At 72.9% G+C, this 24651-nt stretch carries 22 protein-coding genes and 1 tRNA gene; 12 read left to right on the top strand and 11 right to left on the bottom strand.

Annotation, left to right across the window (positions count from 1 at the left end; genetic code table 11):
* Nucleotides 1–67 precede the first annotated feature (67 nt).
* Together KBY19_RS04565 and KBY19_RS04570 are read right to left on the bottom strand one after the other, a co-directional pair.
* Nucleotides 68–1057 carry a BtrH N-terminal domain-containing protein gene (locus KBY19_RS04565; RefSeq protein WP_210955449.1) on the bottom strand — a complete coding sequence of 330 codons (990 nt, stop codon included), beginning with the start codon at nt 1055–1057 and terminating at the stop codon, nt 68–70.
* A 260-nt stretch (nt 1058–1317) separates the two neighbouring features.
* A complete protein-coding gene (locus KBY19_RS04570) occupies nt 1318–2367 on the bottom strand; it encodes a chitinase (RefSeq protein WP_210965199.1) in 1050 nt (349 codons plus the stop codon).
* 325 nt (nt 2368–2692) lie between these two features.
* Between KBY19_RS04570 and KBY19_RS04575 the strand changes: the two genes are divergently transcribed.
* Nucleotides 2693–2923, top strand: a complete 231-nt coding sequence (locus tag KBY19_RS04575) for a chaplin (RefSeq protein WP_099881203.1) — start codon at nt 2693–2695, stop codon at nt 2921–2923.
* 142 nt (nt 2924–3065) lie between these two features.
* On the opposite strand, the gene KBY19_RS04580 is transcribed toward KBY19_RS04575, so the two are convergent.
* Complete coding sequence (locus tag KBY19_RS04580; RefSeq protein ID WP_099881205.1) at nt 3066–4574, bottom strand: HAMP domain-containing sensor histidine kinase; 1509 nt, start codon at nt 4572–4574, stop codon at nt 3066–3068.
* Between the two features lie 30 nt (nt 4575–4604).
* Complete coding sequence (locus KBY19_RS04585) at nt 4605–5321, bottom strand: response regulator transcription factor (RefSeq protein ID WP_099881206.1); 717 nt, start codon at nt 5319–5321, stop codon at nt 4605–4607.
* Between the two features lie 44 nt (nt 5322–5365).
* Here KBY19_RS04585 and KBY19_RS04590 point away from each other — a divergent pair, with 44 nt between their 5' ends.
* Nucleotides 5366–5908, top strand: coding sequence for a hypothetical protein (locus KBY19_RS04590; protein WP_099881208.1), 543 nt, complete (start codon nt 5366–5368; stop codon nt 5906–5908).
* Nucleotides 5909–5934: 26 nt separating this feature from the next.
* Here the strand turns inward: KBY19_RS04590 and KBY19_RS04595 are convergent, their stop codons facing one another.
* Nucleotides 5935–6816 carry a spermidine synthase gene (locus KBY19_RS04595; protein WP_099881209.1) on the bottom strand — a complete coding sequence of 294 codons (882 nt, stop codon included), beginning with the start codon at nt 6814–6816 and terminating at the stop codon, nt 5935–5937.
* A gap of 248 nt (nt 6817–7064) precedes the next feature.
* Here KBY19_RS04595 and KBY19_RS04600 point away from each other — a divergent pair, with 248 nt between their 5' ends.
* Complete coding sequence (locus KBY19_RS04600) at nt 7065–7496, top strand: hypothetical protein (protein ID WP_247690586.1); 432 nt, start codon at nt 7065–7067, stop codon at nt 7494–7496.
* A gap of 92 nt (nt 7497–7588) precedes the next feature.
* Here KBY19_RS04600 and KBY19_RS04605 read toward each other — a convergent pair whose 3' ends face one another.
* Complete coding sequence (locus KBY19_RS04605; protein ID WP_099886526.1) at nt 7589–8017, bottom strand: hypothetical protein; 429 nt, start codon at nt 8015–8017, stop codon at nt 7589–7591.
* A gap of 173 nt (nt 8018–8190) precedes the next feature.
* Here KBY19_RS04605 and KBY19_RS04610 point away from each other — a divergent pair, with 173 nt between their 5' ends.
* Nucleotides 8191–9657: a tetratricopeptide repeat protein gene (locus KBY19_RS04610; RefSeq protein ID WP_210965200.1), complete on the top strand. Its 1467-nt coding sequence runs from the start codon at nt 8191–8193 to the stop codon at nt 9655–9657.
* A gap of 205 nt (nt 9658–9862) precedes the next feature.
* On the opposite strand, the gene KBY19_RS04615 is transcribed toward KBY19_RS04610, so the two are convergent.
* Nucleotides 9863–10456 carry a histidine phosphatase family protein gene (locus KBY19_RS04615; protein ID WP_210965201.1) on the bottom strand — a complete coding sequence of 198 codons (594 nt, stop codon included), beginning with the start codon at nt 10454–10456 and terminating at the stop codon, nt 9863–9865.
* A gap of 178 nt (nt 10457–10634) precedes the next feature.
* Here KBY19_RS04615 and KBY19_RS04620 point away from each other — a divergent pair, with 178 nt between their 5' ends.
* The 6 genes from KBY19_RS04620 to KBY19_RS04645 all read left to right on the top strand — a co-directional run bounded on the left by KBY19_RS04620 (nt 10635) and on the right by KBY19_RS04645 (nt 16207).
* Nucleotides 10635–11798 carry a hypothetical protein gene (locus KBY19_RS04620; protein WP_210965202.1) on the top strand — a complete coding sequence of 388 codons (1164 nt, stop codon included), beginning with the start codon at nt 10635–10637 and terminating at the stop codon, nt 11796–11798.
* Entirely contained in the window at nt 11798–13333 is a 1536-nt protein-coding gene (locus tag KBY19_RS04625; RefSeq protein WP_210965203.1) for a hypothetical protein, read from the top strand. Before KBY19_RS04620 ends, KBY19_RS04625 begins: the two co-directional genes overlap by 1 nt.
* Entirely contained in the window at nt 13330–14727 is a 1398-nt protein-coding gene (locus KBY19_RS04630) for an AAA family ATPase (protein ID WP_307843434.1), read from the top strand. The genes KBY19_RS04625 and KBY19_RS04630 overlap by 4 nt, the downstream gene beginning before the upstream one ends.
* A 75-nt stretch (nt 14728–14802) precedes the next feature.
* Entirely contained in the window at nt 14803–15210 is a 408-nt protein-coding gene (locus tag KBY19_RS04635) for a hypothetical protein (RefSeq protein WP_099886527.1), read from the top strand.
* Between the two features lie 109 nt (nt 15211–15319).
* Nucleotides 15320–15393, top strand: a tRNA-Lys gene (locus tag KBY19_RS04640).
* Nucleotides 15394–15577: 184 nt separating this feature from the next.
* Nucleotides 15578–16207, top strand: coding sequence for a MerR family transcriptional regulator (locus KBY19_RS04645; protein WP_210955261.1), 630 nt, complete (start codon nt 15578–15580; stop codon nt 16205–16207).
* A gap of 76 nt (nt 16208–16283) precedes the next feature.
* On the opposite strand, the gene KBY19_RS04650 is transcribed toward KBY19_RS04645, so the two are convergent.
* Nucleotides 16284–17564 carry a M6 family metalloprotease domain-containing protein gene (locus KBY19_RS04650; protein ID WP_247690600.1) on the bottom strand — a complete coding sequence of 427 codons (1281 nt, stop codon included), beginning with the start codon at nt 17562–17564 and terminating at the stop codon, nt 16284–16286.
* Nucleotides 17565–18100: 536 nt separating this feature from the next.
* Between KBY19_RS04650 and KBY19_RS04655 the strand changes: the two genes are divergently transcribed.
* Complete coding sequence (locus KBY19_RS04655) at nt 18101–19837, top strand: EAL domain-containing protein (protein ID WP_307842320.1); 1737 nt, start codon at nt 18101–18103, stop codon at nt 19835–19837.
* A 307-nt stretch (nt 19838–20144) separates the two neighbouring features.
* On the opposite strand, the gene KBY19_RS04660 is transcribed toward KBY19_RS04655, so the two are convergent.
* The 3 genes from KBY19_RS04660 to KBY19_RS04670 all read right to left on the bottom strand — a co-directional run bounded on the left by KBY19_RS04660 (nt 20145) and on the right by KBY19_RS04670 (nt 23407).
* Nucleotides 20145–21209 carry an LLM class flavin-dependent oxidoreductase gene (locus KBY19_RS04660; RefSeq protein ID WP_210965211.1) on the bottom strand — a complete coding sequence of 355 codons (1065 nt, stop codon included), beginning with the start codon at nt 21207–21209 and terminating at the stop codon, nt 20145–20147.
* Between the two features lie 275 nt (nt 21210–21484).
* Complete coding sequence (locus KBY19_RS04665) at nt 21485–22222, bottom strand: decarboxylase (protein WP_099881227.1); 738 nt, start codon at nt 22220–22222, stop codon at nt 21485–21487.
* A 216-nt stretch (nt 22223–22438) separates the two neighbouring features.
* Complete coding sequence (locus tag KBY19_RS04670) at nt 22439–23407, bottom strand: decarboxylase (protein WP_099881229.1); 969 nt, start codon at nt 23405–23407, stop codon at nt 22439–22441.
* A 237-nt stretch (nt 23408–23644) separates the two neighbouring features.
* Between KBY19_RS04670 and KBY19_RS04675 the strand changes: the two genes are divergently transcribed.
* Entirely contained in the window at nt 23645–24628 is a 984-nt protein-coding gene (locus KBY19_RS04675; protein WP_210965204.1) for a D-2-hydroxyacid dehydrogenase, read from the top strand.
* The last annotated feature ends 23 nt before the right edge of the window (nt 24629–24651 follow it).

The raw sequence follows: 24651 nt of genomic DNA on the forward strand, positions 1-24651 counted from the left end.
GGGCAGCAGGAGGGGTGCGGGCGAAGGGCGTCCGCGCATGCGTGGCCGGGGCGGACCCGCCGGTGCCTCACTCCCCCAGGCGGCTCAGCGCCTCCATGGCCGCGCGCTCCAGGCGTGAAAGCTCGCACAGGACGGTGCTCGCCTGTGCGAGGCACTGCGCGTCGCCCGACTCACCGGCCTTCGCGATCAGTGCCGCGGCCTCCGTCCACAGGGTGGCTGCCTCGGTGTACAACCGGTGACCGGTGCGCAGGTGGCTGCTGTCGAGCAGTTGGGTGCACTCGCCGAGGAAGTCGCGGTAGAGGTTGCGGAACAGGGCGCCGCCGGTGCCGGCCTTCTCCATCAGGAGGGCCGCCTGGGGCAGGTCCCGCTGCGGGGCTTCGGTGCGCTGGAGCCAGGTGCGTACCCGCTTGCCGGCCTTCTCGATGCCTCGGTGGCCGAGGTTGGCGATGGGCGGATCGAGGAAGGCGTCGGCGCAGGCGGTGATGGCGGGGACGATCCGGCTCGACGGGGAGGGCGGGTTCCTCGAAGCGGTGAGGGTGAAGGACCGGTGCTTGGCGGCCATCGGTCCGCGCTCGGCTCTCGCCCGGGCGAGGCTGGTCAAGCTGGTGGACACCGCTCCGCCTTGCTGGTCGGTGTCGACCAGATAGGCGTGCTGGTCGTCGTAGCCGTACATGGCGACGACATGGCCGCCGAAGTGCACCTTCGAGGAGAAGTACTCCAGGTGGTAGCTGTCGAGCTGCAGTCCGACGGGGCGGTCGGCGCCGAGGGAGGCTGCCACGTTCTGCCATGCCCTGCGGGGGGAAGTCGTCTCCTGGACCTGGAGGTCGAGACCGAGCCCGGCGGCCAGGTTCCTGGTGAGAACGAAGGGTTTGACCCGTCCGCCGAGGAAGGGGAAGCCCATGTTCTTGCTGTCCCAGTAGATGAAGGACAGGCCGGAGCCGAGGCCGAAGAGCATGGGCTCGGACAGATCGATTCCCTGGTGCCGCAGCAGTACCCCCAGGGCTGTCGTCTCGCAGTGCTGCATACCGCGGGTGTCGAGGCCCTTCACCGAGATCATCGCCATGCCCTCCTGGACGGAACGGTCGGAATACGGCGTGCCTGTCCGGGCGCGGCGGCATGAGCCGCAGCCGGTGCCCGCGTCGGCCGGAGCCGGTGACCGCACGTGTCGTGCATGGTGGACCCTCCCACAGTGGGAGAGTCCACCGGCGCACTCGACAGGCGGAAGAAGACGGGGCGCGACGGTGAGTGTGGGGGGTGGGTACCGTCGCGCCCCGCCGGTGGGGGGTGGCTGTGGGGGGTGGCCGAAGGAGGGCAGGGTCAGCCGGCGAACGCCTTGCTGAAGTCGAAGGGGCTCTGCTCGATGCTGGAGCAGGTCGGGTCCGCCTGGTCCTTGGGGCCGCCGGGGCACGGCTTGTCGCGGGTGCCCGACCACATGGAGACCCAGCCCATGCCGTGCTCGTCGGCGAACGCGCGCACCTCCTTGGCGTCCTCGGGCTTGAAGACCTCGACGCTGACGTCGTTGACGCCGATCATCGGGGTGATGGCCAGCGCCTTCCACGCCGCGTCGTCGTCCAGGCCGAGCGCCGTGGCGACCTGCTTGTGGGAGGCGGTGGCGGCCTGGGTGGCGTACTCGCCCATGTCGCCGTCGTAGGAGGGGCCGTAGTCCATCGCCATGATGTTGACGGCCGACACCTTCACCCCGTTGGCCTTGGCGTTCTTCAGCAGAGCGACGCCCGGCTGGGTGAGCCCCTCGGGCATCACCGGCAGGGTGTAGGAGACATCAAGGTCCTGGTGGCTCTTCTGGAGCGCGGCGACGGCCTTGGCGCGCCGTTCGTTGGCCTCGGTGTCGGGCAGGGCGGCGCCCTCGATGTCCAGGTCGATCTTCTTCAGGTCGAAGGTGTCGATGACCTTCCCGTACGCCTTGGCCAACTCCTCCGCGGAGTCGCAGGCCACGCCGAGCTCGGAGCCGTTGGCGCCGCCGAAGGAGACCCGGACGTCACCGCCCGCGGCGCGCAGCTCGGGTATCTGCCCGGCGACCGGGTTGTCGGTCAGCTCCTGGGTGCCGCCCCACTTGGGGACACACCCGCCGCCACTGGTGACGAAGGCGAGGTTGTACTCCTTCACACCTGTCTTCCCGGCGCTCTCCAGCAGGTCGTAGGAGGGCTGGAGCGAGGTGTCGACGTACGGCGCGAAGGGTGTGCCCGCGGCGTCGGCCGCCTTCTCGCCCGCCGGCTCCTCACCCGCCGTCGCGTTGCCCGCGAGCAGGAAGCCGCCGCCCGCCACGAGTGCCACGGCCGCGGCACCCGTGACCGCCTTGGTGGTGCGGCTGGTGCGTCGGCGGTGGCCTGCTGTGTTCGTCGTCTTCATCGTCGGGTCGCTGCCTCGTTCTGTGGGGGATGGGGACGGGCAGCACGTTACTGACGGGCAATCGGGCAAACGCCGCGTTGCGGACTTCCGCTGTTGTCCTTAGGGCGCTCTTAAGGCAGCGGAAAGGGCTGCCTTAAGGCGGCGGGGCCGAAGTCGGACACCGCGGCGGGCCGGGCCTGCCACCGTGCCGTTGCTCCGTTCGCCGCACACCTCAGCCACTCCGTGGAGTGAGGGTGCGGCGCTGGTCGGAAAGTCACAACGACGCGGACTGGATTCCTGTGCCTGGATGGTGCTCAAGTTGTCTGTCTCCTGGAGGAAGAACACCATGCTCCGTTACGTGACCACGGCCGCCTGCGCCGCCGCACTCGTCCTGGGCGGCGCCTCCGCCGCCGCTGCCGACGCCGGTGCCCAGGGCGGCGCCGCCAAGTCGCCGGGTGTGCTCAGCGGCAACGTCGTCCAGGTCCCCATCCACCTTCCGATTCAGGTGTGTGGCAACACCGTCAACGTCATCGGTCTGCTGAACCCGGCCATCGGCAACAAGTGCATCGCTAAGTAAGCGTCGGCCACCCCACAACGCCGCCGGGTCCGACCCGCCCCACGGGCCGGACCCGGCGGCGTTCGTGTGCGCGACCCCGCGACCCCGCGCCCCCGCAAAACAGGGGGCACGGCGGCAACGGGTCCCGTACCAGCGGAGGCGCTCAGCCCGACCGTTCGGCCGTCCGCCCCCGTCGGCGGGCACGTCGGCCGCCGCGCGGCCGGCGTGTGGTGCCGTTCCGCAGCGCCAGCCACACCCGCACCTCCGTACCGCCGAGCACCGAGCGGCCCAGCCGGACATCACCGCCGGTGGACTCCGCGACGCGGCGCACGATGTCCAGGCCCAGCCCTGTGGAGCCGGGGCCACCGGCGCCGTGGCCGCGGCGCAGCGCGGCCCGGGGGTCGGCGATGCCGGGCCCCGCGTCGGAGACCAGCACGATGACGGCCTCGCTGCCGGGGCCGCCGCTGTGCAGGTCGACGGAGAAGGCGGTGCCCTCGGGGGTGTGCCGGAAGACGTTGCCGAGCAAGGCGTCGACGGCGGCGGCGAGTTCGGCCCGGGCGACCGGCACCCGCACGGGCCGCTCGACCCCCGCGACCCGCGCCTCGCGCCCCTCGTCCTCGGCCAGCGCCGACCAGAAGGCCATCCGGTCCCGGATCACCTCGGCCGCGTCGGAGGCGGCCGAGTGCCCCGCGCCCGGCGACTGGGCGCGCTGCTCGCGGGCCGTACTGATGATCCGGTCCACCTCGCCCTCCAACTGCGCGACGGCGGCCCGCGTCTGGTCGGCGGCGTCGCCCTCCCCCAGTGAGGCCGCGTTGAGCCGCAGTACGGTCAGCGGGGTGCGCAGCCGGTGCGAGAGGTCGGCGGCCAGCTCCCGTTCGTTGGCCAGGAGTTGGACGACCTGGTCGGCCATGGAGTTGAAGGCGACGGCGGCCGACCGCAGCTCGGTCGGCCCCTCCTCCGGCACCCGGACGTCCAGCTCGCCCTCGCCCAGGTCGTGCGCGGCGCCCGCGAGCCGCTCGGCGGGCCGCACCATCCGGGTACCCAGCCGGTCGGCGACCGCGACGGAGCCGATGACCAGCGCGACACCGACCCCGGCGAGCACCATCCAGGAGGTGGCCACCCCGCGGGTGACCTCTTCGTCGGGTACGAAGACCTCCACGACGGCGACCTTTCCGCCCGCGACGGCGGTGGGGCGCAGCAGCGCGTAGCCGCCCGCGACCTCGACGGTGGAGGCCCGCCCGAGCCGCTGCGCCGCGGCCAGCCGGTCCTGCGGGGCGCGGCTGTGCCCGACGCGCAGCTCGCCGTCCTCGCCACCTGCGCCCCCCTCGCCGCTGCTGCTGCCTGCGCTGTCGCTCTTGCTCCTGCTCCCGGGGTCGCTGCCGGTGCCGTTGCTGCCGCTTCCGCCCTCGGCGCCGGCTGCGGACTCCCCGGCCGGTACATGGACGGCGATCCGGCCCTCCGCGCCCGCCTGGGTGATGGCGACGGCGCGCTGGAGTTCGCCGCGGTCCCGGGTGATGGCCAGCGCGGGGCCGATGGCGGAGGCCTGCCGTTCGGCGCCCGCGAAGGCGCGGTCCCGTGCGGTCTCCCTGACGACCAGGGCCAGCGGCACGGCGAAGGCCACCACCACCATCACCGTCACGGCGAGGCAGACCTTCACCAGCGCCCACCTCACGCGCCGCCGCCTCTCACGCCGGGCCGCCCCTCATATGCGTCCACTCTCGCCCTGCGGCGGCTCCAGCTTGACGCCGACGCCGCGCAGGGTGTGCAGATAGCGCGGCCGGGCAGCCGTCTCCCCCAGTTTCCGCCGTAGCCATGACAAATGCACATCGATGGTCTGATCGTCCCCGTACGAGAGCTGCCACACCTCGGCCAGCAACTCCTTGCGCGGGACGACGACGCCCGGCCGCCCCGCCAGATAGGCGAGCAGATCGAACTCCCGGCGCGTCAGGTCCAGCACCAGGCCGTCCAGTTGGGCCATCCGGCGCTGCGGGTCGACGACGAGTCCGCCCACCCGCAGCACGGCGTCCCCGCCGCTGTCCCCGCTCCCGCCGAACTCGCCGGTGGTACGGCGCAGCACGGCCGCCATCCGGGCGGAAAGGTGCGCCACCGAGAACGGCTTGACCAGGTAGTCGTCCGCGCCCGCGTTGAGCAGCCGGACGATCTCCGCCTCGTCGTCACGCGCGGTGGCGATGATCACGGGGACGTCCGTGACGCCGCGGAGCATCTTCAGCGCCTCCGCGCCGTCCAGATCCGGCAGCCCCAGATCGAGGATGACCACGTCGAACCCGACCTGCGCGACCTCGCGCAGGGCCTCCAGCGCCGTGCCCACGCTGCGGACCGTGTGGGCGGCCTCGGTGAGGTGCCGGATGAGGGCGGAGCGCACGAACTGGTCGTCCTCGACCACGAGCACACTTGCCATGGGCGGAACCGTACGACATTCCGACGGGCTCTAGGCTGACGGGGATGCAGCGCCCCCGACGACTCCTCAGACCCCGCTGGCTGCACATCGGCGCGTGGACCCTGGCCACCGGCGCCGCCACCACGCTGTCCTGGTTCGGCGTCCACACGGTGCTGAACGACACCACCTACGAACCTCCCCGCGCGCTGCCCGTCCCGGACGGGAGCGCCGAGCGGCCCACGCCCCGGGCCTCCTCCACCCATCGGCCCAGGCCCACCCCCTCCCCCACCGCCGGCCCCCCACAGAGCCCCACCCGAAAACCGCGGACCAGCGCTGCCACCGGCCCCCGCCCCAGCACGGACGGCCCCGCCCGGGACGCACACACCGGGCAGGTCAGGGGCACGGCCGTACGCGGCGGCAGAGCCGTCTTCGACCTGGGCGGCGAGGAGGGCACGCTGGTGTCCGCGACGCCCGACCCCGGCTGGCGGATGAAGGTCTGGCACGCGCCCGGCTACATCCGTGTGACCTTCACCGACGGGACGGTGTCCTCCTCGGTCTTCTGCCGCTGGGACAACGCGGAACCGCGGATCGAGACGTACGACGGATAGCCACCGGGCAGCCCGCGACGGACGTCCTAGCCGAACGTCCCCTCGGGCGGTGGCGGGGAGGCCGTCGCCGTCGCGTCGGTCACCGGCCCGGCTCCGGCCGTGAAGGCGTCCAGGGCGCGCCCCGACTCCACCCGTCCGGGGTGCGCGTCGCCTGCCGTGCGCCGGGTCAGTTCGGCGACCGGAAGCTCACCGTCGGCCGCCAGCAGCACGCTGTTGCCGAACCGGCGGCCGCGCAGCACGGCGGGGTCGGCGAGGACGCAGCGCTCCGCGAAGACCGCGCCCGCCGTGGCGATCTGGGCGCGCAGATGGTGCAGCGGCGCACCGTCCGCGATGTTGGCGGCGTACCACCCGGCGGGCCGCAGCACCCGCCTTACCTCGTGCAGGAATTCGACGCTGGTGAGGTGCGCCGGGGTGCGGGCGCCGCTGAAGACATCGGCGATCACGAGGTCCGCCCATGCCTCGGGCAGCCGGCCCAGGCCCTCGCGCGCGTCGCCGCCACGTACCCGGATGCGCCAGCCGCGCTCCAGGGGCAGATGCTCACGCACCAGCCGGGTCAGCTTCTCGTCCACCTCGACCACCTGCTGGGTGGAGCGCGGCCGGGTGGCGGCGACATACCGCGCCAGCGTCAGGGCTCCACCGCCCAGGTGCAGGACCTGCGCCGGGCGGCCGGGCGGCGCCAGCAGGTCCACCAGGTGGCCGAGGCGGCGCTGGTACTCGAAGCTCAGGTGGGTGGGGTCGGCGAGGTCGACATGTGACTGCGGCGCTCCGTCCAGCAGCAGCGACCGGGCGTGCGGGCGGTCGGGGTCGGACACCAACGAGGCTGTGCCACCGTCGACTTCGGCGACGACGACAGCACTGCCGCGCCGCTTGTCGCGCGCCTTGTCGCGCCGTCCGCCGCCTCGTGCCATGCACCCATTGTCCGGCACTTTTCGCAGGTACCCCACACGAGTGGTTTTCCGGCCGCCGCCGCGCGCCTGAAGGGTCGATCTCCCCATGTCCGGTAGGGTGCGGCGGCCTTTGCCCGGTATCCGCACGGACAATATGGAAAGTGCGGAATTCTTGATTTCGCCTTTGCTGTCCCACGATTCTCTCTTTTGTCGCTCCGGAATCGAGCGATCGGCTCTGTCGGCCGTGCGACTGAGGAAAGAGAAAAGGAATGAAAGTTCGGAATTCCCTGGCTGCGCTGGGCATGAGTGCGGTGCTCGCACTCGGGGTCGGCGGGGCGGTGGCCCCCGCGGCCGCCGCGGCCTCGCCCGCCACGGCGACCACCACGGCGCCCAGTGTGGCGGCCAACGCCGACTACGCGAGCAAGGACCTCAAGAACGGCCGCACCCAGCGCGGCAAGGCGTCGCCGGCCGGCAAGGCCGGTGACGCCCGGCCGCCGGCCCGGTCCTCGCTGCGCTGCTGGAACCCCTACCTGTCGGGGCGGGTCTTCGCGGTGTCCTGCTCCGGCCGGGCCTTCCGGGTCTTCGTCGACTGCTCGAACCGGGTCCGGTACATCACGCCCGTCCTGGCCGGCAGCAAGCGCGTGACCATGGTGTGCCCGGCCGGTACCCGGGCGCTGCGCGGCGGCGCGTTCGGCCGCTGAGCCGACACATCACGATGGGGCTGCCCATCGCGATGGGGCTGCCCAGCGTCCGCGCCGGACGCCGGGCAGCCCTTCGGCATGTCCCCTCCCGGCTACACCCGGGACGGCTGCACCCGGCCGGCGGCGGCGATGGTGCGGGCCGCCTCGCCGAGGGCGGCGCGCAGTTCCGCGGGCTCGGTCGCGTGCGCGTAGGCACCCTCCGGCGGCACCAGCCACCCGGTACCGGCCACCGGCGGCTCACCCGAGGCGCCGCCGGCCCCGGCCCCCTGTCCGCGCGGCTGCGTACAGGTCCCGTACGTCTGCGTACAGGCGCTGCCGGGCAGGTCCCAGCCGTCGGCGGTGCCGGGCGGGACGAGGAAGCCGAGGGTGTCACCCGCGCGGTCGTGCAGCACAGGGCCGACGCCGTCGCGGAGCCGGAGGATGTCCACGGCCTCGAGCCCGTGCCGGGCGGGCACGGTCACCAGGTCGCAGGGGCCGGGCACAAGCCCGGCCGGACTGCCGCTGCCTACGCCAGTGTCCAACAACTCAGACCCCTCCTCGCGGTCGCTGTGCATCGTTCAACGGCTGTCCTTGTCAACGGCTACGGTGGCGAACCAGCGCATTGGATGGCGTTTCATGGCAGAAGCAGGGTGAGATATCCCGTTTGTAGCCAAACACTGGGTGTCGGAGTCGTCACAGCCGGTACGTTTCCGCCATGGCGTCGTCACCCTCAACGTCACCAGTTCCGCAGCACCGCCCCAACACCGCTTTCCGGGCACTGAGGGGGCATCTCTCTCCGGGAGAGTTCGCGGCGAACGTACGCCGCTCCGCTCGCGAGATCGGTGAGCAGGTCTCGTGCGACGCGCGCTACATCGGCCGCGTCGAGTCCGGGGAGATCAGGTGCCCCAACTACGCCTACGAGCGGGTGTTTCTGCACATGTTTCCGGGCTACTCGCTGACGGACATGGGCTTCGCACCCCGGGAGTCCGTACGCGGTCGTGCGGCACGTGCTCGCGGGGCGCGCGCCGATGGGCAAGCGCCCCGACAATCCCCTGCACGCTCCGACGACCCCGCACTCCCCCAACTTCCCCCGTTCACCATCCATCCCGACAGCACCGGTCTCACCGAATTCCCCAACTGTCCCGAGTACGACGAGGAGAGCGACGTGCTACGTCGCGCTTTCATGACGGGCGGTCCGGCCGCCCTCGCCACCGCCTCGCTGAGCGGTGCCGCGCCCAGCGCCTGGGCCGCCCATCCGGCGCCCCCGACCGCGCCCGCCCACGCACATGTGGGAGCCACCGAGGCCGGTGCCGTCGAGAACGCCGTACGCCGGATCCGGCTGCTCGACGACCGGCACGGCGGCGCCGGGCTCTACCGCCAGGCCACCGGCTCCCTGCGCGCCGCCTACGAGCTGCTCGACACGGGCGCGCACCGCCAGGCGGTGACCGACAGACTGCACGCCGGCGCGGGCGAACTCGCCATCTCCGTGGGCTGGCTGGCCCACGACTCGGGCCGCTACAGCGACGCCCGCTCGCACTACGCCGAAGCACTGGCGACCGCCCGGGTCGCCCAGGACCCCGCACTGGAGGCACACGCCTTCTGCAACACCGCCTTCCTCGCCCGGGACGCGGGACGCCCCCGCGAGGCCGTACGCGCCGCGCAGGCGGGCCGGCACGCCGCCAAGCACCTGGGCTCGCACCACCTGCTGTCGCTGCTCGCGCTGCGCGAGGCGGGCGGCTGGGCGGGGCTCGGCGACCGCGCGGGCTGCCGACAGGCGCTGGCGCGGGCCCAACAGCTGTTCGCGAAGGGGCCGTGCGACAACGACCCGGAGTGGATGAGCTTCTTCGGCGAGGCCGAACTGGAAGGCCTGGAAGCACAGTGCTGGTCGGCGCTGGGCATGTGGGACCGGGCCGCCGACCACGCCGAGCGGGCCGTGCAGCTCCAGGACCCGCACTTCACCCGCAACCGCGCACTGTTCACCGCCGAACTCGCTGGCGACCTCGCCGCCCAGGGCGAGCCGGAGGCGGCCGCAGCCGCGGGATCGCGTGCGCTCGACTTCCTCGGCCCGGTCCAGTCCACCCGGATCAGCGCCATGCTGCGGGCTGCCGCCGATCGCTTGCGGAGTTGTCGCGGGGCGCCCGGGGTTGCCGCCTTCCTCTCGCGCCAGGCGGCAACGGCCTGAGGCCGAACGTCCACGTACCCCGCAAAGGGGCTGCGCTTGCCGGCCCTGCTCCCCCAAGCGCAGCAAGGCACCGGCACAGACACGCCCCGTCAGAGCGCGGGGAACTTGCTCCCCCAGCCTTCGGCCGGGAGGTGCCCCCACAGCCACAGAGCACCCGCGGTCCGCGACGGGCGGGCAGGGGCACCGCCTCATCGGAAGCGTCCAGTCAGTCCAAGTGGCCCGTGTCGTTCCACCGTTCGACGGCGGGGTCTCCGTAGGCCCAGCCGAGGATGGAGAGCGAGGCGGGGTCCAGCCGCAGTCGGGCGGCGAAGGACGGGTCGTAGCCGAGCCAGCGGGCGCCGAGCACCCGCAGGATGTGGCCGTGGGCGAAGACCAGCACATCGCGATCGGCCGAGCGTGCCCAGCGCACCACCTCGTCGGCGCGGGCGCCCACCTCGGCCAGGCTCTCCCCGCCGGTCACCCCGTCCCGCCAGATGAACCAGTCGTCCCCGGCGCGCTCGCGGATCGCCTGCGAGGTGAGCCCTTCGTAGTCGCCGTAGTCCCACTCCATGAGCGCGTCCCACTGCGGGGCGCCCTCGAAGCCGGCCAGCTCGCAGGTCTCGCTCGCACGGGAGAGCGGGCTGGTGCACACCTCGGCGCCGGGCAGTCCGTTCCAGGGCGCGCGGTGCAGCCGCTCGCCCAGCAGCTTCGCCGTCCTGCGGCCCTCGTCCAGCAGCGGTACGTCCGTCCGGCCGGTGTGCTGCCCGGTCGTCGACCACTCGGTCTGACCGTGCCGGACGAGGAGGATGCGCGGTGCCATAGGGACCTCTCGGACGTGCTCGACGGTGCTCCGGTCTGTCCGGAAGCCACTGTTCCATCTTCGCGCAGCCCACCAGGGAGCGATCGGGCGGGGGCGCGTTGCCGACAGGGGAAGCGTGTTGTCAGCGGAGGATGCGAGACTTCCGCGGGTACCGCACCCTCCCCCGAGGCCACAGCCGATGACTAGCTCCTCGCTACCGAAGCAGACCCCGCCGCAGGGCACCGCGCCGGCCGACCGGCAGGCCACGGTGCAGCGGCTCGCCGAGCTGCGCGGCGGGCCCGACGTACCGCAGCGCCCGCTCGACGCGCGGGCGCTGGCCGCGCTGGCCGCCAATCCCGGCTGTCGGCGCCGCGCCCTGCTGGACGGCGCGGGCGTCGACAAGAGCGCGGTGGCCCAGGCCCTGGGCTCGCCCGCGCCGTTCGGCCAGTCGCAGTTCGCACTGGTGCGCGGAAACGCGTTCGAGGCGGCCGTGAAGGCGGACGGCGGCGAGGTGCTGCTCGCGCTGCTGTGCGAGCACACCGGCGCGGCCCGCCCGGACCCGGCGGAGGTCACCGTGCCGCGGCTGACCGCCGACGGCCCGGCCGGGCGGGCGTTCCGCACCCGCCAGGCGCTGATCGAGGCGGACGGCGGCCGATGGACGCTGCTCGATCACCCGCTGCTGGCGCTGGAGGTGGCCGGGTCGACGGCGTATCTGGAGCCGGACGCGCTGGCCGTCCACCCCGACGGCACCGTGTCCATCATCGAGATCAAGTCGTTCCCGATCCTGGACGGTTCGGCCGACCCGGTGAAGGTCGGCGCCGCCGCCCGGCAGGCGGCGGTGTACGCACTCGCGCTGGAAGGGCTGCGTACGGTGCGCGAGAGCGCGCTGCTGGTGTGCCCGAAGGACTTCTCCAACCTGCCCACCGGCGGCCTGCTCCAGCTGCGCAAGCAGATCGCCGCCACCCGGCGCCAGCTGCGGCGGCTGACCCGGTTGGAGGAGATCGCCGCCGAACTGCCCGAGGGCGTGCACTTCGCGCCGGACCAGGAGCCGGCGGCGCTGACGGCGGCCGTCGAGTCGGTGCCCGCCGCCTACGCGCCCGAGTGCCTGTCCACCTGCGAGCTGGCCTTCCACTGCCGCGACCGGGCCAGGTCCGCCGGCGACGTGGTGGCGCTGGGCCGCTCGGTGCGCGGCGAGCTGGGCGGGCTGACGACGGTGGACGAGGTGCTCGCGGCGGCCTCCGGCGATCCGGACAGCGCCGCCGCTCAGGACCCGGCCGCCGCGACGCTGCGCCGCGCGGCGGCACTGCGCGCCGAGGCCCTGGCGGCGGAGCCGGCGACCGCGCCGGGCCCGGAGGCGCGCTGATGTCGCTGCTGAGCGCGCTGGCGCGGATGGAGGCCGCCGCGTGCGGACGCGCGCGGCCGGTGGCGACCGTGCGCCACCGGCATCTGGCCACGGACCCGCTCGTCCTCGTCCCGTTGACGACGGCCGGTGAGAACGGCGCCCCGCTGGGGGTGATGCTGGGCACCGACCCGTCGGCGCCCGAGGTGTTCACCGTGCCGCAGCCGCGCGACCGCGATCTGCGGTTCGCGTTCCTGGGGCGGTTGGCGGAGGCGGTGCTGCCGCACCTGGAGTCCTGCCAGGACGAGGTGGAGCTGGTCGAGCGCAAGGAGACCGACCCGGAGACCGGCAAGCGCGTCACCGTCGAGGCGGAGCTGTGCGCCGACGCGCCGCAGGTGCTGGTGCCCACCGGGCCCGGCGTGGATTTCGTACGGCTGCTGGGGCGCTCGATGCGGTTCCGGCGCACCGCCGAGGAGGACCCCGGAGCCGAGCACCCGGCGCCGCCCCGGGTGCCGCTGCTGGGCCGCTGGCTGACGCACTACGGCGAGCGGGCCCGGGTGCCGGGCTCCTCGCTGCTGCTGTCGATGACGGGGCTGCTGTCGCGGCACTGGGCCACCGGGCAGAGCCAGCTGGAGGACCAGCACCTGGGCGCGCTGCTGGCGTGGCTCGCGCCGCCGGACGGGATCGGCGGGGCCGAGGCGGCGCTCCGGGCCGAGCTGGGCCGGGACGCGCGCGGGCAGCTGCTGGTGCCTCCGGCCGGACCGGCGACCGATCCGGCGTTCGACAACGAACTGCTCGCCCCCGCCGTCGCGCGCTACGACAAGGGGGTGCCGGGCGCCGCGCAGGAGGTGCACGAGTTGGTGGCCTCCCAGCTGCGCCCGACCTGGGAGGCGATGTGGCAGGGCGTCGATCTGCTGCGCGCCCTGCCCGAGGCCGCGCATGTGCCCGACAGATGGCGGCGCGACCGGCAGTCCTACACCCACCACCGGGACCGGCTGCGGGCCGCCGAGCCGCCCCAGCCGCGCCGGGACGACGCGGTGACGGCGGCGCGCAAGCTGGCCATGCGCGAGCAGCGGCAGGCCGAGCTGGACGCACAGGAGGCGCTGGACGACCCGCTGGTGATGGCCGTACGCCGGCTGGCGGGCGAGGCGTTCCTGGCGGAGGTGCTGGAGGTGGAGATGGCGTACTCGGACGGCAAGCGGCCCTCGCCCCGCCCCTTGGTGACGGTGCACACCCAGGACGTTCCGCTGCTGTCCGACGGGGACAAGCTGCACCGGCAGCTGCCGACCGGGGCCCAGCAGCGGGCCGAGCTGGTGGAGATGGCCGGCCCGGGAGAGTACGTGCTGCGGCTGGTCGGCGGGATGGGCCGGGGCAAGGAGCCGGCGCCGGGCACGGTGCCGGAGAAGGGCGATCTGATGTGCTGGACGCTGTTCGAGCACGCGCCGCGCGGTGGGCCGGGGCTGCCCGAGCCGGAGGAGACGCCCTGGACGCACGGCGGTCCGCCCGGTGAGCCGAGCGCGGAGCGCCCCGACCCGGTGACCGCGGAGGACGTGCTGTGACAGCGATCGTGGAGCCGTCCGGGGCCGTGGCTCCGGCCGTGCGCGCGGCCGACCCCGCCCGGGCCGCCGCCGCGGCCACCGAGGCGATCCTGGCCGACACGCTGGACGGCGCGCACCGTGGCGTGGTGGTGGACTCGCCGCCCGGCGCCGGCAAGTCCACCCTCGTGGTGCGCGCGGCACGCGAGCTGGCCGCCGCAGGGCACCCGCTGATGGTCATCGCACAGACGAACGCACAGGTGGACGATCTGGTGGACCGGCTGGCGACGGCCGACCCGCAGCTGCCGGTGGGGCGGCTGCACAGCAGTGAGCCCAGGCCGTACGACCCGATGCTGGACCGCCATCCGTCCGTGCGGACCTCCGCGAAGCCGGCCGATCTGGCGGGGCAGGACATCGTCGTCTCCACTGCGGCCAAGTGGGCCTGGGTGTCCGCGGAGGAGCCGTGGCGGCACGCGATCGTCGACGAGGCGTACCAGATGCGCTCGGACGCGCTGCTGGCGGTGGCCGGGCTGTTCGAGCGGGCGCTGTTCGTGGGCGACCCCGGCCAGCTCGACCCGTTCAGTCAGGTCGGGGTCGAGCAGTGGACGGGCCAGCCGCACGACCCCTCGACCAGCGCGGTCAGCACCCTGCTGGCGCACAACCCGGCACTGCCGCAGCACCGGCTGCCGGTCTCCTGGCGGCTGCCGGCGTCGGCCGCCGAGCTGGTGTCGGACGCGTTCTATCCGTACACCCCGTTCCGCAGCGGCACCGGGCCGGGCGACCGCCGGCTCGCCTTCGGGGCCCCGGCCGACGGTTCGCCCGTCGACGCCGTGCTGGACGAGGCCGCCGACTCCGGCTGGGGCCTGCTGGAGCTGCCGGCGGCCCGTACGCCGCGTACGGACCCGGAGGCGGTCGGGGCCGTCGCCCGGCTGGTGCACCGGATGCTGGAGCGCCAGGGATGTACGCGCAGCGAGCGGGACGGCGGCGCCGACGGCCCGGGGTCGGCGCTGTCGGCCGACCGGATCGCGGTGGGCACGGCGCACCGCGACCAGGCGGCGGCGGTCCGCGCGGCGCTGGCCGAGCTGGACGGGGCGAACGGCGCCGCCGCCGAGGTCACCGTGGACACCGCCAACCGGCTCCAGGGGCGGGAGTTCGACGTCACCGTCGTACTGCACCCGCTGTCGGGGCGACCGGATGCGACGCGGTTCCATCTGGAGACCGGACGGCTGTGTGTGCTGGCGTCACGGCACCGGCACGCCTGTGTGGTGGTGTGCCGGGCGGGCGTCGCCGAACTGCTGGACGAGCATCCGGCGACCGAACCCGTGCAGCTCGGCCCCGTCTCCCCGGCGCCGGACGGCTGGGAGGCCCATCAGGCGGTGCTGGCCCGTCTGGCGCGGCACCGGGTCCGGCTGGAGTGAGCTGCCGCGGGCGGTGCGGGCGCGGGGGTACGGAGCGCACAATGGGGGGCGGCCCACGACCTTGGAGGTATGTACATGGCTGAGCCGCACTCGGCTCCGGACCCCTCGCGCTCCTCCGCCGCGGGAAGCGGTGGCGGTGGCCCGCAGTACCGTCGCCCCGCCCCGCTGCTGTTCGAGCCGACCGAGGCGGCCCCCGACGACGAGCACTTCTTCGGTCTTGAGTCGCTCACCGACCCGCAGGAGCTGCTGGACCGTGCGACGGAGCTGGTGCACGCGTTCCGGGCGGCCGCCGACCGGGCGCAGGAGTACCAGGCCGCGGCGGCGGCTCAGCTGGCCGACCCCAAGAAGTTCGACAAGCTGCCGGACTCGGCCATCGCCGACCGCGGCGGCTGGAGCGAGGAGTACGCCCGCAAGATGATCGAGTTCGGCCGGGATCTGCTCAAGGACCGGGTGCCGGGCACCCAGCCGCCCGGCCGGCAGTGAGCTCCCCGGCCGCTGCCCGCACCCGGGCGTTGCAGGTCGGGAGGGTGGCGTCCGGAATATCGATTTTCGCTTCACCGGATCGTGGTGTTAAGGTCTACGACGTCAGCAGGCGCCGCTAGCTCAGTTGGTTAGAGCAGCTGACTCTTAATCAGCGGGTCCGGGGTTCGAGTCCCTGGCGGCGCACAGACAGCCGAAGGCCCCTCGCGCGAGCGAGGGGCCTTCGGCGTTTCCGGCGTCGTGGCCTGTTCTCTCCCCCGAAGGCCCTTCCGACTACAGATAGTCGCCAGCGCCACTACCGATAGTTGGACTATCCATCCTGGTTGAGGGAAGGTGCAAGGGCCGCCCGCACAACGGAGAAGGGGAGCCGATGCGCATCGCGGAGCTGAGCCGACTCAGCGGAGTGCCCGCGCCGACGATCAAGTACTACGTACGGGAGTCGCTGCTGGCGCCCGGCGAGCGCACCAGCCACAACCAGGCACAGTACGACGAACGGCACGTGGACAGGCTCCGTCTCATCCGTGCCCTGCTGGAGGTGGGCGGACTGTCGGTCGCCGCCGTACGCGATGTCATCGCCGCACTGGACAGCCCCGAGACGGGTCGGCACAAGGTGCTGCACGCCGCCCAGCGGACCGTCACCCCCAGCAGGGTCGGCGGGCACCAGGACGCGGCCGGGCGGCGGGAGGCGGTCGCCGAGATCCGGGCCCTGGCCGAGCGCCAGGGGTGGCAGGTTTCCGAGCGGAGCCCGGCGCTGACGGCCGCCGCGGAGGTGCTGGACGCGCTGCGGCGGCTGGACCAGGACGACTTCGCCGACCAACTGGACGCCTACGCGCGCGCGGCGGACGCCGTGGCCGCCACCGATCTGGAGGTCGTCCGCAAACGGCCGGACACGGACGCGATGGCCGAGGCGGTCGTACTCGGCAACATACTGGGCGACGCGCTGCTGGCCGCGCTGCGCCGACTCGCCCAGGCGCACAGGTCGGCGGAGCTGTTCGACTGAGCCGGCCGCTTCCACAGCCGCCGGGCCCCCTGACCCCCTCGCCCCTCAGCTCCTCCGCCCCGCGCCCCCTCGCCCCTCAGCCCCGGATCAGCCGCACCTGCCAGTCGCCGTCCGCCGTGCGGCCGGTGACCTGCACCCGGAGCCCGTTACGGGGGTCGGACCAGCTCTCGCCCACACCGAGCGGCGCGTCGGCGAGCCGGCTGTGCACCGAGGTCTCGTGGCAGCGGGAGGTTCCGGGGTGGCCGTCGACGACCTCCACGGGACCGTGGGTGGAGGCGGTGTCGCTGGTGACGCGGTAGATGAGCAGCCCCTGGGCGCACGAGCCGCGGTCGTTGCCCCGACGCTCGCGGACCTCCATGGCCACGGCCCGGTGCTCGCCGGTACGCAGGACGAGCAGCCGGACACCGTCCGGACGCTCCGCGGGCGTCGCGGGTGCGGCCGCTCCCGCCCCGGACACGGACGCCCGCACTCCCCGGCGGGCCTGCGCCGCGCGGGAGGCAGCCGCCAGGGGGCGCAGCGTGTAGCGGGCCTGCGCCGTCGCGCCGCGGGCGGCCTCGGCCTCCTCGGCGTTCGGCGGGACGGCGCTCCTGTTGGTCGGGACGCAGACCACGTTGGACCGGTCCAGCCAGCCCAGCTTCCACTTGTGCCAGCCGAAGGGTTCGGGCGCCAGTCCGAACTGGCTGCCCATCAGGTCCCAGTCCCCCACCCTGGTGTCCCAGTCGGCCTTGCCGTCGGAGGGGCGCTGATAGAGGTCGGGCAGGTCGAAGAGGTGTCCGGTCTCATGGGCGAGAACGTTGCGGTCCGGCGGGCTCTGCTCGAACACGGTGACGAGGCGACCGAGTCCGACCCCATCGGCGGTGAGCGGCTTGTCGAGATTGACGACTTTTGTGGCGTCGGGGTCCACTCCGGGAGCGTCGGGGTCCGCGACGAGATAGACGATGTCGTAACGAGCGAAGTCCACATGCGGGTCGGCGGCGGCCACCGCGTCCCGCAGATAGGAGTTGCGCAGGTCGGGGTCCCAGTCGCGCTGTATGCCGTACTCCGTGGCGGGGCGCGGCAGCTCGATCCAGCGGTCGACCGGGCGCGGTCGCAACCGGAACTTTCCGTAACTCGCCCGCTGGAAAAAGTCCGATGTGGCAGGGAAATGGTCGTTCACAAGCTCCCGAGGGGTGGCCATAGGGGTCGCATCGGGGAAAGAGAGAAAGAGAAGGGCGGCATCGAGCGTCCCCTCGGGGCGCGGATAGGAGGCGTTCCAGGTGTCCAAACCCAGCGAGTGGTGCGCGTCGGTGCGCGGCAGAGCGCACGGCATGTCCGCCGCAACGGAATGTACGGGGCCGGCCACGAGACCGACGCCCATGAAGGCGGTCAGCGCCATGACGACCGCCCCGACCCGGTGCCGGGCACGGGGGCCCCGGGTGGACGCGCCGCACCCGAGGCGGCGCGGGGCCACTCCGTCGGGTACAGACGCAGACGCCACGCGAAGACCTCACCGGAAGAGGAGAGATGGACCCTCCCCAGGCTCGCGCCGTATGTCCGGCTATGCGCTGTTTCAGTAGACCGGACGGGTCAGCCGCAGTATGACTACCCTTCGTAACTCTCGGTCGTTAGCGGTCAGGGCGCTCTCAGTACCGGTGCAGAAACGGTCACCCTCGCACCCGAGCCCGACTCCCGGCCGCCCGGCCGACCGGAAGCCCCAGCGGAGACACTGGCTCCGCTCACGCGTCAACCTCTATGATCGGCACATTTCCAGCGCGGATCCTCCCCTGGGCGGCCCTCGGGCAGCCGGCCGACCGATCCGCACGAGACGAGCCCCCCGCGGAGCGATCGGTGAACGGACCCCTCGAAGGACCGGGCAAAGACTCCGGCGAAGCCCTCGTAACCCAACCCCAGACCATCACGGAAAGTAGCCACAAGCGCTGGCGACGGCGCGCACACCACGGGCACAGCGAGAGCGACTTCCGGGCCGCCTTCCACGCGGCGCAGCTGCCGATGGCCATCGTCGACCCCAACGGCCGGGTACTGACGGCCAACCGCGCGCTGGGCGCCCTGCTCGGTGCCGAGCCGCACCGGCTGACCGCACGTCCCATCGCCGAACTGGCCGGACTCGGCCTGGACGGGCGGGTACGCAGCGCCTACCACGAGGCGCTGCAGGGCCGCACCGACCGGATGTCCTGCACCCGCAGGCTCAAACACGCCGACGGCCACACCCTGTGGGCCGAGATCACCGTGACCCCCACCTCGCGCGGCGGCGAGGCGCTGCTGTCCATCGCGGACATCAGCGAGCGCCGCGACCTCCAGGAACGGCTGCGGCATCTGCAGATGCACGACCCGGTCACCAGGCTGCCCAACCGCACCCTGTTCTTCGAACGGCTGGCCGGTGCGCTGGCCGACTCGGCGACCGGCAGGACCGGGCTGTGCTACATCGATCTGGACGGCTTCAAGGCCGTCAACGACACCCTCGGCCACCGCATCGGGGACAGCCTGCTGGACGCGGTCGCCCAGCGGCTGACGCAGTGCGCCGAGGCGGGCGGCGAGGAGTGCGGCGGCCATCTGGTGGCCCGGCTCGGCGGTGACGAGTTCGCGCTGCTGGTCGAGTCCTCCACCGGGACCGAGCAGCTCACCCAGCTCGCCCAGTCCGTACTGGCCGCGCTGCAGCGGCCCTTCGACCTGGCCGGGCAGCGGCTGGCGGTCTCGGCCAGCATCGGCGTCGTCGAACGGGAGACGGCGGGCACCACACCCACCGAGCTGATGCAGGCCGCCGACACCACGCTCTACTGGGCCAAGGCCGACGGCAAGGCCCGCTGGACGCTCTTCGACCCGGAGCGCAACGCGCACCGGATGACCCGGCAGGCCCTCTCCTCCACACTGCGCCGGGCCGTGGAACGCGGCGAGTTCGTGCTGGAGTACCAGCCGATCGTGGGCTTCGCCGACGACATGCTGCGCGGCGTCGAGGCACTGGTGCGCTGGCGGCATCCGCAGTTCGGGACGCTGGGCCCGGACCGGTTCATCGGCCTGGCCGAGGAGAACGGCGCCATCGTCCCGCTGGGCCGCTGGGTGCTGGAGGAGTCCTGCCGCCAGGCCCGGCGCTGGATGCGAAAGCATCCGGGGCCGCCGCTGTATGTGAGCGTCAATGTGGCGGTACGGCAGGTGTGGGACTCCGACCTGGTGCAGGACGTGGCCGACATCCTGGAGGAGACCGGCCTGCCCGCCGGGCTGCTCCAGCTGGAGCTGACCGAGTCCGCGGTGATGGGCTCGGCCGGGCGCCCCCTCCAGGCGCTGCAGGCGCTCTCGGAGATGGGCGTCCGTATCGCCATCGACGACTTCGGCACCGGCTACTCCAACCTCGCCTACCTCAGCCGGCTCCCGGTGCGCGCGCTCAAGCTGGACGGCACCTTCGTCCGCGGCTTCCGTACGGCCCGGCACCAGAATCCGGCGGACGAGACGATCGTGACGGCACTGGTCCAGCTCGCCCACAAGCTGGGGCTGACCGTCACGGCCGAGTGCGTGGAGGGTCCGGCACAGGCGGAGCGGCTGCGCCGCATCGGCTGCGACACCGGCCAGGGCTGGCACTACGCCAAACCGATGGAGGCCGACCGCATCGCGGAGCTGCTGCTGCGCGTCGCTGTATGAGTCGAACGTTGTGGTTGCGGGGGCTCGCTCGTTCCGCCGGACCCTCGCCGCGGTGGCTGATCTCCGTCGCGGCGGGAAGAGTGCTGGGGGCTACGCCCCCAGCCCCCTGTCCGCCGGGGGCGGGCGCAGCCCTTGAGCCGGGGCCTGGGGACTGGGGGGCCGGGGCCTGGGGCCTGAGGGCCCGGGGTGCTGGGGGGCTTCGCCCCCAGAGACCAAGTCCGCCGCGACGGAGATCAGCCACGATGGCGAGGGTCCGGCGGAACAGGCGAGCCCCGCAACCAGAACGTTCGGCGGGCCCCTCACGGGCTCACATGGCGTACGCCTTGGCTATCAGTTCCAGTGAGCGCACCCGGGCCTCGGGGGTGTGGGCGTTGGCGGTGAGCATCAACTCATCGGCGCCGGTCCGCTTGACCAGAGCGTCCAGTCCCTCCCGTACGGCGTCAGGAGTGCCATAGGTGACGTTGGCGAGCCAGCTGTCGACGAAGTCGCGCTCGACGGGGCTGAACGGGTAGGCCTCGGCCTCCTCGGGGGTGGGGATCAGCCCGGGTCGGCCGGTGCGCAGCCGCACCATCGACAGGGCCCCCGTCAGCACCTGGCGGTGGGCCTCCTTCTCGTCCTCGGCGGCCAGCGCGGCGGCGCCGATCAGCGCGTACGGCTCCGCCAGCACCGCCGAGGGGCGGAACGTCTCGCGGTAGAGCTCCAGGGCCGGCAGCGTGTTGGCGGCCGAGAAGTGGTGTGCGAAGGCGAACGGGAGGCCCAGCTGCCCGGCGAGCTGGGCGCTGAACCCGGAGGAGCCCAGCAGCCAGACCGGCGGCCGGTGTGCGGCGGCCTTCGCCCCGGTGCCCCGCGCCTGGACCGGGCCCGGCACGGCGTGGATGCGCGCGTAGCGGTGCCCGTCGGGGAAGTCGTCGTCCAGGAACCGGATCAGCTCGGCGAGCTGCTGCGGAAAGTCCTCCGCGCCCTCGCGCAGCTTCTCGGTGCGGCGCAACGCCGCCGCCGTCGCCCCGTCGGTGCCCGGCGCCCGGCCCAGCCCCAGGTCGACCCGGCCCGGGGCCAGCGCCTCCAGGGTGCCGAACTGTTCGGCGATGACCAGCGGCGCGTGGTTGGGCAGCATCACTCCGCCGGAACCGAGCCGGACCCGGCGGGTGTGCGCGGCCAGGTGGGCCAGGATCACCGCGGGCGAGGAGCTGGCGACGCCCGGCATGGAGTGGTGCTCGGCGACCCAGTAGCGGGTGAAGCCGCGGGCGTCCGCGAGCGCGGCCATCCGGGTGGAGGCCGCCAGCGCGTCACCCGCCGTGTACCCCTCGCCCACGTTCACCAGGTCCAGGACGGAGAGCGGCACGGGTGCCACGCCGCGCGCCTCGCCCCGGATACCGGTCGTCGGGTCCCCGCTGTGCTGTTCGTCCGCGCCCTGTGCGTCCTGGCCTGCCTGGCTCACGATGGCTTCGCCTTCCTCCTGCGTTCCGTTGCGCGGACCCGCTCCCACGAAGGGGTGCACGGGCCACGGGGCGGTAACGCATCAGCAGGCCGCTGTCTTCCCGGGCTCCCGGCTCCCTCTCGCCGCGCCGCGAGCGAGCCGGGCCCGCGCCTGCCGGTGACCGGCGGCCGGCCACCGACGAGCGCGGGGTTTTCAGGGGAGCGGTTCCGTCAGGAGAAGAGTGCGCCCAGTGCCGGGCAGTGGACCTTGAGGTCCAGCAGCCGCAGCCCCTCCTTGGCGGTGACCTGGTTCGCCGTCAGTACGGGCTTGCCCAGCTCGGCCTCCAGGGCCGGGATGTAGGCGGCGGTGTGCAGCGCGGTGTCCGGCAGCAGCACCGCCTGGGCGTCGGGGTGGTCGCCGCCCCGGGCCAGTGCCAGCACCTCCTCCTCGCCCCAGGTGCCCACCTCGGCGGCGGTGATGATGCCGCTGCCGCGCATGGCGACCACCTCGGCGCCCGCCGCCTTGAGGAAGCCGGTGAACAGTTCGGCGACGTCCTCGGGGTAGGTCGCGGCGATGCTGACCCGCTCGACGCCCAGGTCGCGTACGGCGTGGGCGAAGGCGAAGGAGGTGCTGGAGGCCGGCAGTCCCGCCGTCTGGCCCAGCTCCCGCACCTGGTCGTGCGCGCCGTCCCAGCCGAAGACGAAGCTGGCGCTGGTGCAGGCCCACACCACGGCCTGGATGCCGTGGCCCTTGGCCTCCTCGACCTTCGCGGCGAGCCGGGCGGCCGAGCCCATCTCCAGCAGGGCGTCCACCCGGTGGGCGTCCTCGCCGATGTCGGTGTGCACGAGCGGCAGCCGTACTTCGGCGCCCGCCTCGGCGAGGATGCGCTCCAGCCTCGGGTAGTCGTCCTCGGCCGAGTAGCCGGGGTAGAGGAATCCGACCGCCGGTGCCGATGCCGCCTGTGCCATCTACGCCTCCTGTGCGTGCTCAAAGCTGGGTGTGGGGTGTGCGTGGGGGTGTGCTGCGGGGTGGATCCGGGGGTGCTGCGGGAGGGGGCGCGTACGCACGCAGCGGGGCGTACGCGCGTACTTGGCCGCCGTACTGCCGGAAGCGGTACGGCGGTTGGGTCGTACGGAAGGTTGTCGTACGGAACGGGCCGGTCCGTACGGAGCCGGTGGAGGAGGTCAGGCCGGGGGCTGTGTGCCGCCGCCCCACTCCTCCGGATGTCCGGACTGCCCGTAGCCGAGGTCGGAGGTGCCCTCCAGCGGCTCGGCGGACGCCGACGAATCGGTGCCGGCACCCGCCAGCGCCGCCTCCGGCTCGTGCTTCTGCTGCTCTTCCGGCTCGACCAGCCCGTCCGTCTCATGGGCCACCGGCTGGGTGCCGGTGGTGGACGTCATGGCGGCCGGGCCGCGTCGGGCGACCGGGTCGAGCAGCGCCTGGTAGGGGCCGACCGCCTGCTTGCCGACCGCGCGCAGCGCCGCCCACATGGTGACCTGGTTGGCGGTCAGCACCGGCATCCGCAGCTCGGCCTCCAGCTGCGGGATGACGTCGTACGTCGGGAGGTTGGTACAGGAGATGAACAGCGCGTCCGGCGCGTCCACCACCGCCTCCCGCGCCATGTCGACCACGTCCCGGTAGGACACCCGCCAGATCTCCCGGGTCAGCCCCATGTAGCAGCGCCCGGTGATGCCGATACCGGCCTCGTCCAGGTACTCCTCCAGGGAGTCGGTGACCGACTTGGTGTACGGGGTGACGATGGCGATACGCCGCGCGTCGATCTCACGCAGCGCTTCCAGCATGGCACCCGAGGTGGTGAGGGCAGGCATCTCACCGGCGTTCTCCATGGCCGCCACCATGGCTCGTTCACCGGCCGTACCGCCCACGAAACTTCCCGATGTGCAGGCGTAGCCCACCACTTCCGGGGAGACGGCGCACAGCGCCCGTACCGCCTCGCGCAGCGTCTCGTGCTCACTGACCAGGCGGGCGAGGTCCAGGCTGACCTCTACGGGGACGAAGGGAGTTCGGGTCAGATGCAAGGACACGTCGTCCGGCACCCAGCGCCAGAGCTCACGGTCCAGTGCGAAGTCGAAGGGAGCGACGATTCCCACGCCGCGCTGCGGCAACGGTCCGCCGAGGAAGGACACGTCCATTTCGGGCCCCAAAAGAACGGAGGGGAAGGCTCATGGCCAGAAGGCCCCTGAGTCAAGGGAAGTCAGAGGAAAAGCAAAGCCGGTCAGAAGCCGGGACGCCGGGACAGATGTCTTTGTTGACGAAGGTAGTTTCTGCTCCCTACCGTGGTCAATCCCGCCATCTGAGGCTGGTTCCCGTCCCTCCCCGGCTCACACGTTCAGCCAACCGTCCCTGCGTTTCGAAACGGTTTCCTGCCTATGTCCGAAACCTGCGTTCTTGTCCTCGACGCCGAGCCGCTTCCCCGGCTCGACCGACTCGCGGGACGCGCACGCGTCATGCACGCCGACGAGAAGACTCTCGCCGCCCAACTCCCCGAGACCGACGTACTGTTGGTCTGGGACTTCCTCTCCGACGCGGTGCGCGAGGCATGGCCGGGCGACGGGCCGAGGCCGCGCTGGGTGCACACGCCCAGCGCCGGAGTGGACCGGCTGCTGCCGGAGCTCGCCGACGGTCGTGAGACCGTCATCACAAATGCACGAGGTGTCTTCGACCGTCCCATTGCCGAATACGTCCTCGGGCTCGTACTGGCCATGGCCAAGGACTTCCGTGGCACATGGGAATTGCAACGACAGCGGCGCTGGCGGCACCGGGAGACATTCCGCGTGGGCGGAAGTCGCGCGACGGTCGTCGGCTCCGGGCCGATCGGCCGGGAAATCGGGCGCGCGCTGCTGGCACTCGGTGTCAAAGTGGACCTCGTCGGGCGGACGGCTCGGGAGGGCGACCCCGAATTCGGGCGCGTCCACAGCACCGCTTCCCTGCCCGGCCTGCTCGGCGAAGCCGACTGGGTCGTATGCGTGGCGCCGCTGACCCAGGAGTCGACGGGAATGTTCGACGCCGGGATGTTTGCGCGGATGAAGCCCGGGGCCCACTTCGTGAACGTGGGCAGGGGGGCGCACGTGGTCGAGGACGACCTGATGGACGCGCTGCTCAAGCACCGGATCAAGGGCGCGGCGCTGGATGTGTTCGCCGAGGAGCCGCTGCCGGCCGACAGCAAGCTGTGGGACGTGCCCGGACTGCTCATCTCGCCCCATATGAGCGGTGACACCGTCGGCTGGCGCGACGACCTGGCGGAGCAGTTCCTCGACAACTTCGACCGCTGGGAGGCGGGCGAGCCGCTGCTCAACGTCGTCGACAAGCACCTCGGCTACGTTCCGAGCGCCCCCGCGGCGCCGACGGACTGACCGGCGGGCCGCACGCCCCCCAC

The sequence above is a fragment of the Streptomyces sp. B15 genome (genome assembly GCF_018070605.1).
GTDB lineage: Bacteria > Actinomycetota > Actinomycetes > Streptomycetales > Streptomycetaceae > Streptomyces > Streptomyces smyrnaeus.

What these genes read in the sequence shown, in the direction of transcription:
- KBY19_RS04565 (WP_210955449.1), bottom strand. Translation starts at nt 1,057, where the DNA reads ATGATCTCGGTGAAGGGCCTCGACACCCGCGGTATGCAGCACTGCGAG.
- KBY19_RS04570 (WP_210965199.1), bottom strand. Translation starts at nt 2,367, where the DNA reads ATGAAGACGACGAACACAGCAGGCCACCGCCGACGCACCAGCCGCACC.
- KBY19_RS04575 (WP_099881203.1), top strand. Translation starts at nt 2,693, where the DNA reads ATGCTCCGTTACGTGACCACGGCCGCCTGCGCCGCCGCACTCGTCCTG.
- KBY19_RS04585 (WP_099881206.1), bottom strand. Translation starts at nt 5,321, where the DNA reads ATGGCAAGTGTGCTCGTGGTCGAGGACGACCAGTTCGTGCGCTCCGCC.
- KBY19_RS04590 (WP_099881208.1), top strand. Translation starts at nt 5,366, where the DNA reads ATGCAGCGCCCCCGACGACTCCTCAGACCCCGCTGGCTGCACATCGGC.
- KBY19_RS04595 (WP_099881209.1), bottom strand. Translation starts at nt 6,816, where the DNA reads ATGGCACGAGGCGGCGGACGGCGCGACAAGGCGCGCGACAAGCGGCGC.
- KBY19_RS04600 (WP_247690586.1), top strand. Translation starts at nt 7,065, where the DNA reads ATGAAAGTTCGGAATTCCCTGGCTGCGCTGGGCATGAGTGCGGTGCTC.
- KBY19_RS04610 (WP_210965200.1), top strand. Translation starts at nt 8,191, where the DNA reads ATGGCGTCGTCACCCTCAACGTCACCAGTTCCGCAGCACCGCCCCAAC.
- KBY19_RS04615 (WP_210965201.1), bottom strand. Translation starts at nt 10,456, where the DNA reads ATGGCACCGCGCATCCTCCTCGTCCGGCACGGTCAGACCGAGTGGTCG.
- KBY19_RS04620 (WP_210965202.1), top strand. Translation starts at nt 10,635, where the DNA reads ATGACTAGCTCCTCGCTACCGAAGCAGACCCCGCCGCAGGGCACCGCG.
- KBY19_RS04625 (WP_210965203.1), top strand. Translation starts at nt 11,798, where the DNA reads ATGTCGCTGCTGAGCGCGCTGGCGCGGATGGAGGCCGCCGCGTGCGGA.
- KBY19_RS04635 (WP_099886527.1), top strand. Translation starts at nt 14,803, where the DNA reads ATGGCTGAGCCGCACTCGGCTCCGGACCCCTCGCGCTCCTCCGCCGCG.
- KBY19_RS04645 (WP_210955261.1), top strand. Translation starts at nt 15,578, where the DNA reads ATGCGCATCGCGGAGCTGAGCCGACTCAGCGGAGTGCCCGCGCCGACG.
- KBY19_RS04650 (WP_247690600.1), bottom strand. Translation starts at nt 17,564, where the DNA reads ATGGGCGTCGGTCTCGTGGCCGGCCCCGTACATTCCGTTGCGGCGGAC.
- KBY19_RS04665 (WP_099881227.1), bottom strand. Translation starts at nt 22,222, where the DNA reads ATGGCACAGGCGGCATCGGCACCGGCGGTCGGATTCCTCTACCCCGGC.
- KBY19_RS04670 (WP_099881229.1), bottom strand. Translation starts at nt 23,407, where the DNA reads ATGGACGTGTCCTTCCTCGGCGGACCGTTGCCGCAGCGCGGCGTGGGA.
- KBY19_RS04675 (WP_210965204.1), top strand. Translation starts at nt 23,645, where the DNA reads ATGTCCGAAACCTGCGTTCTTGTCCTCGACGCCGAGCCGCTTCCCCGG.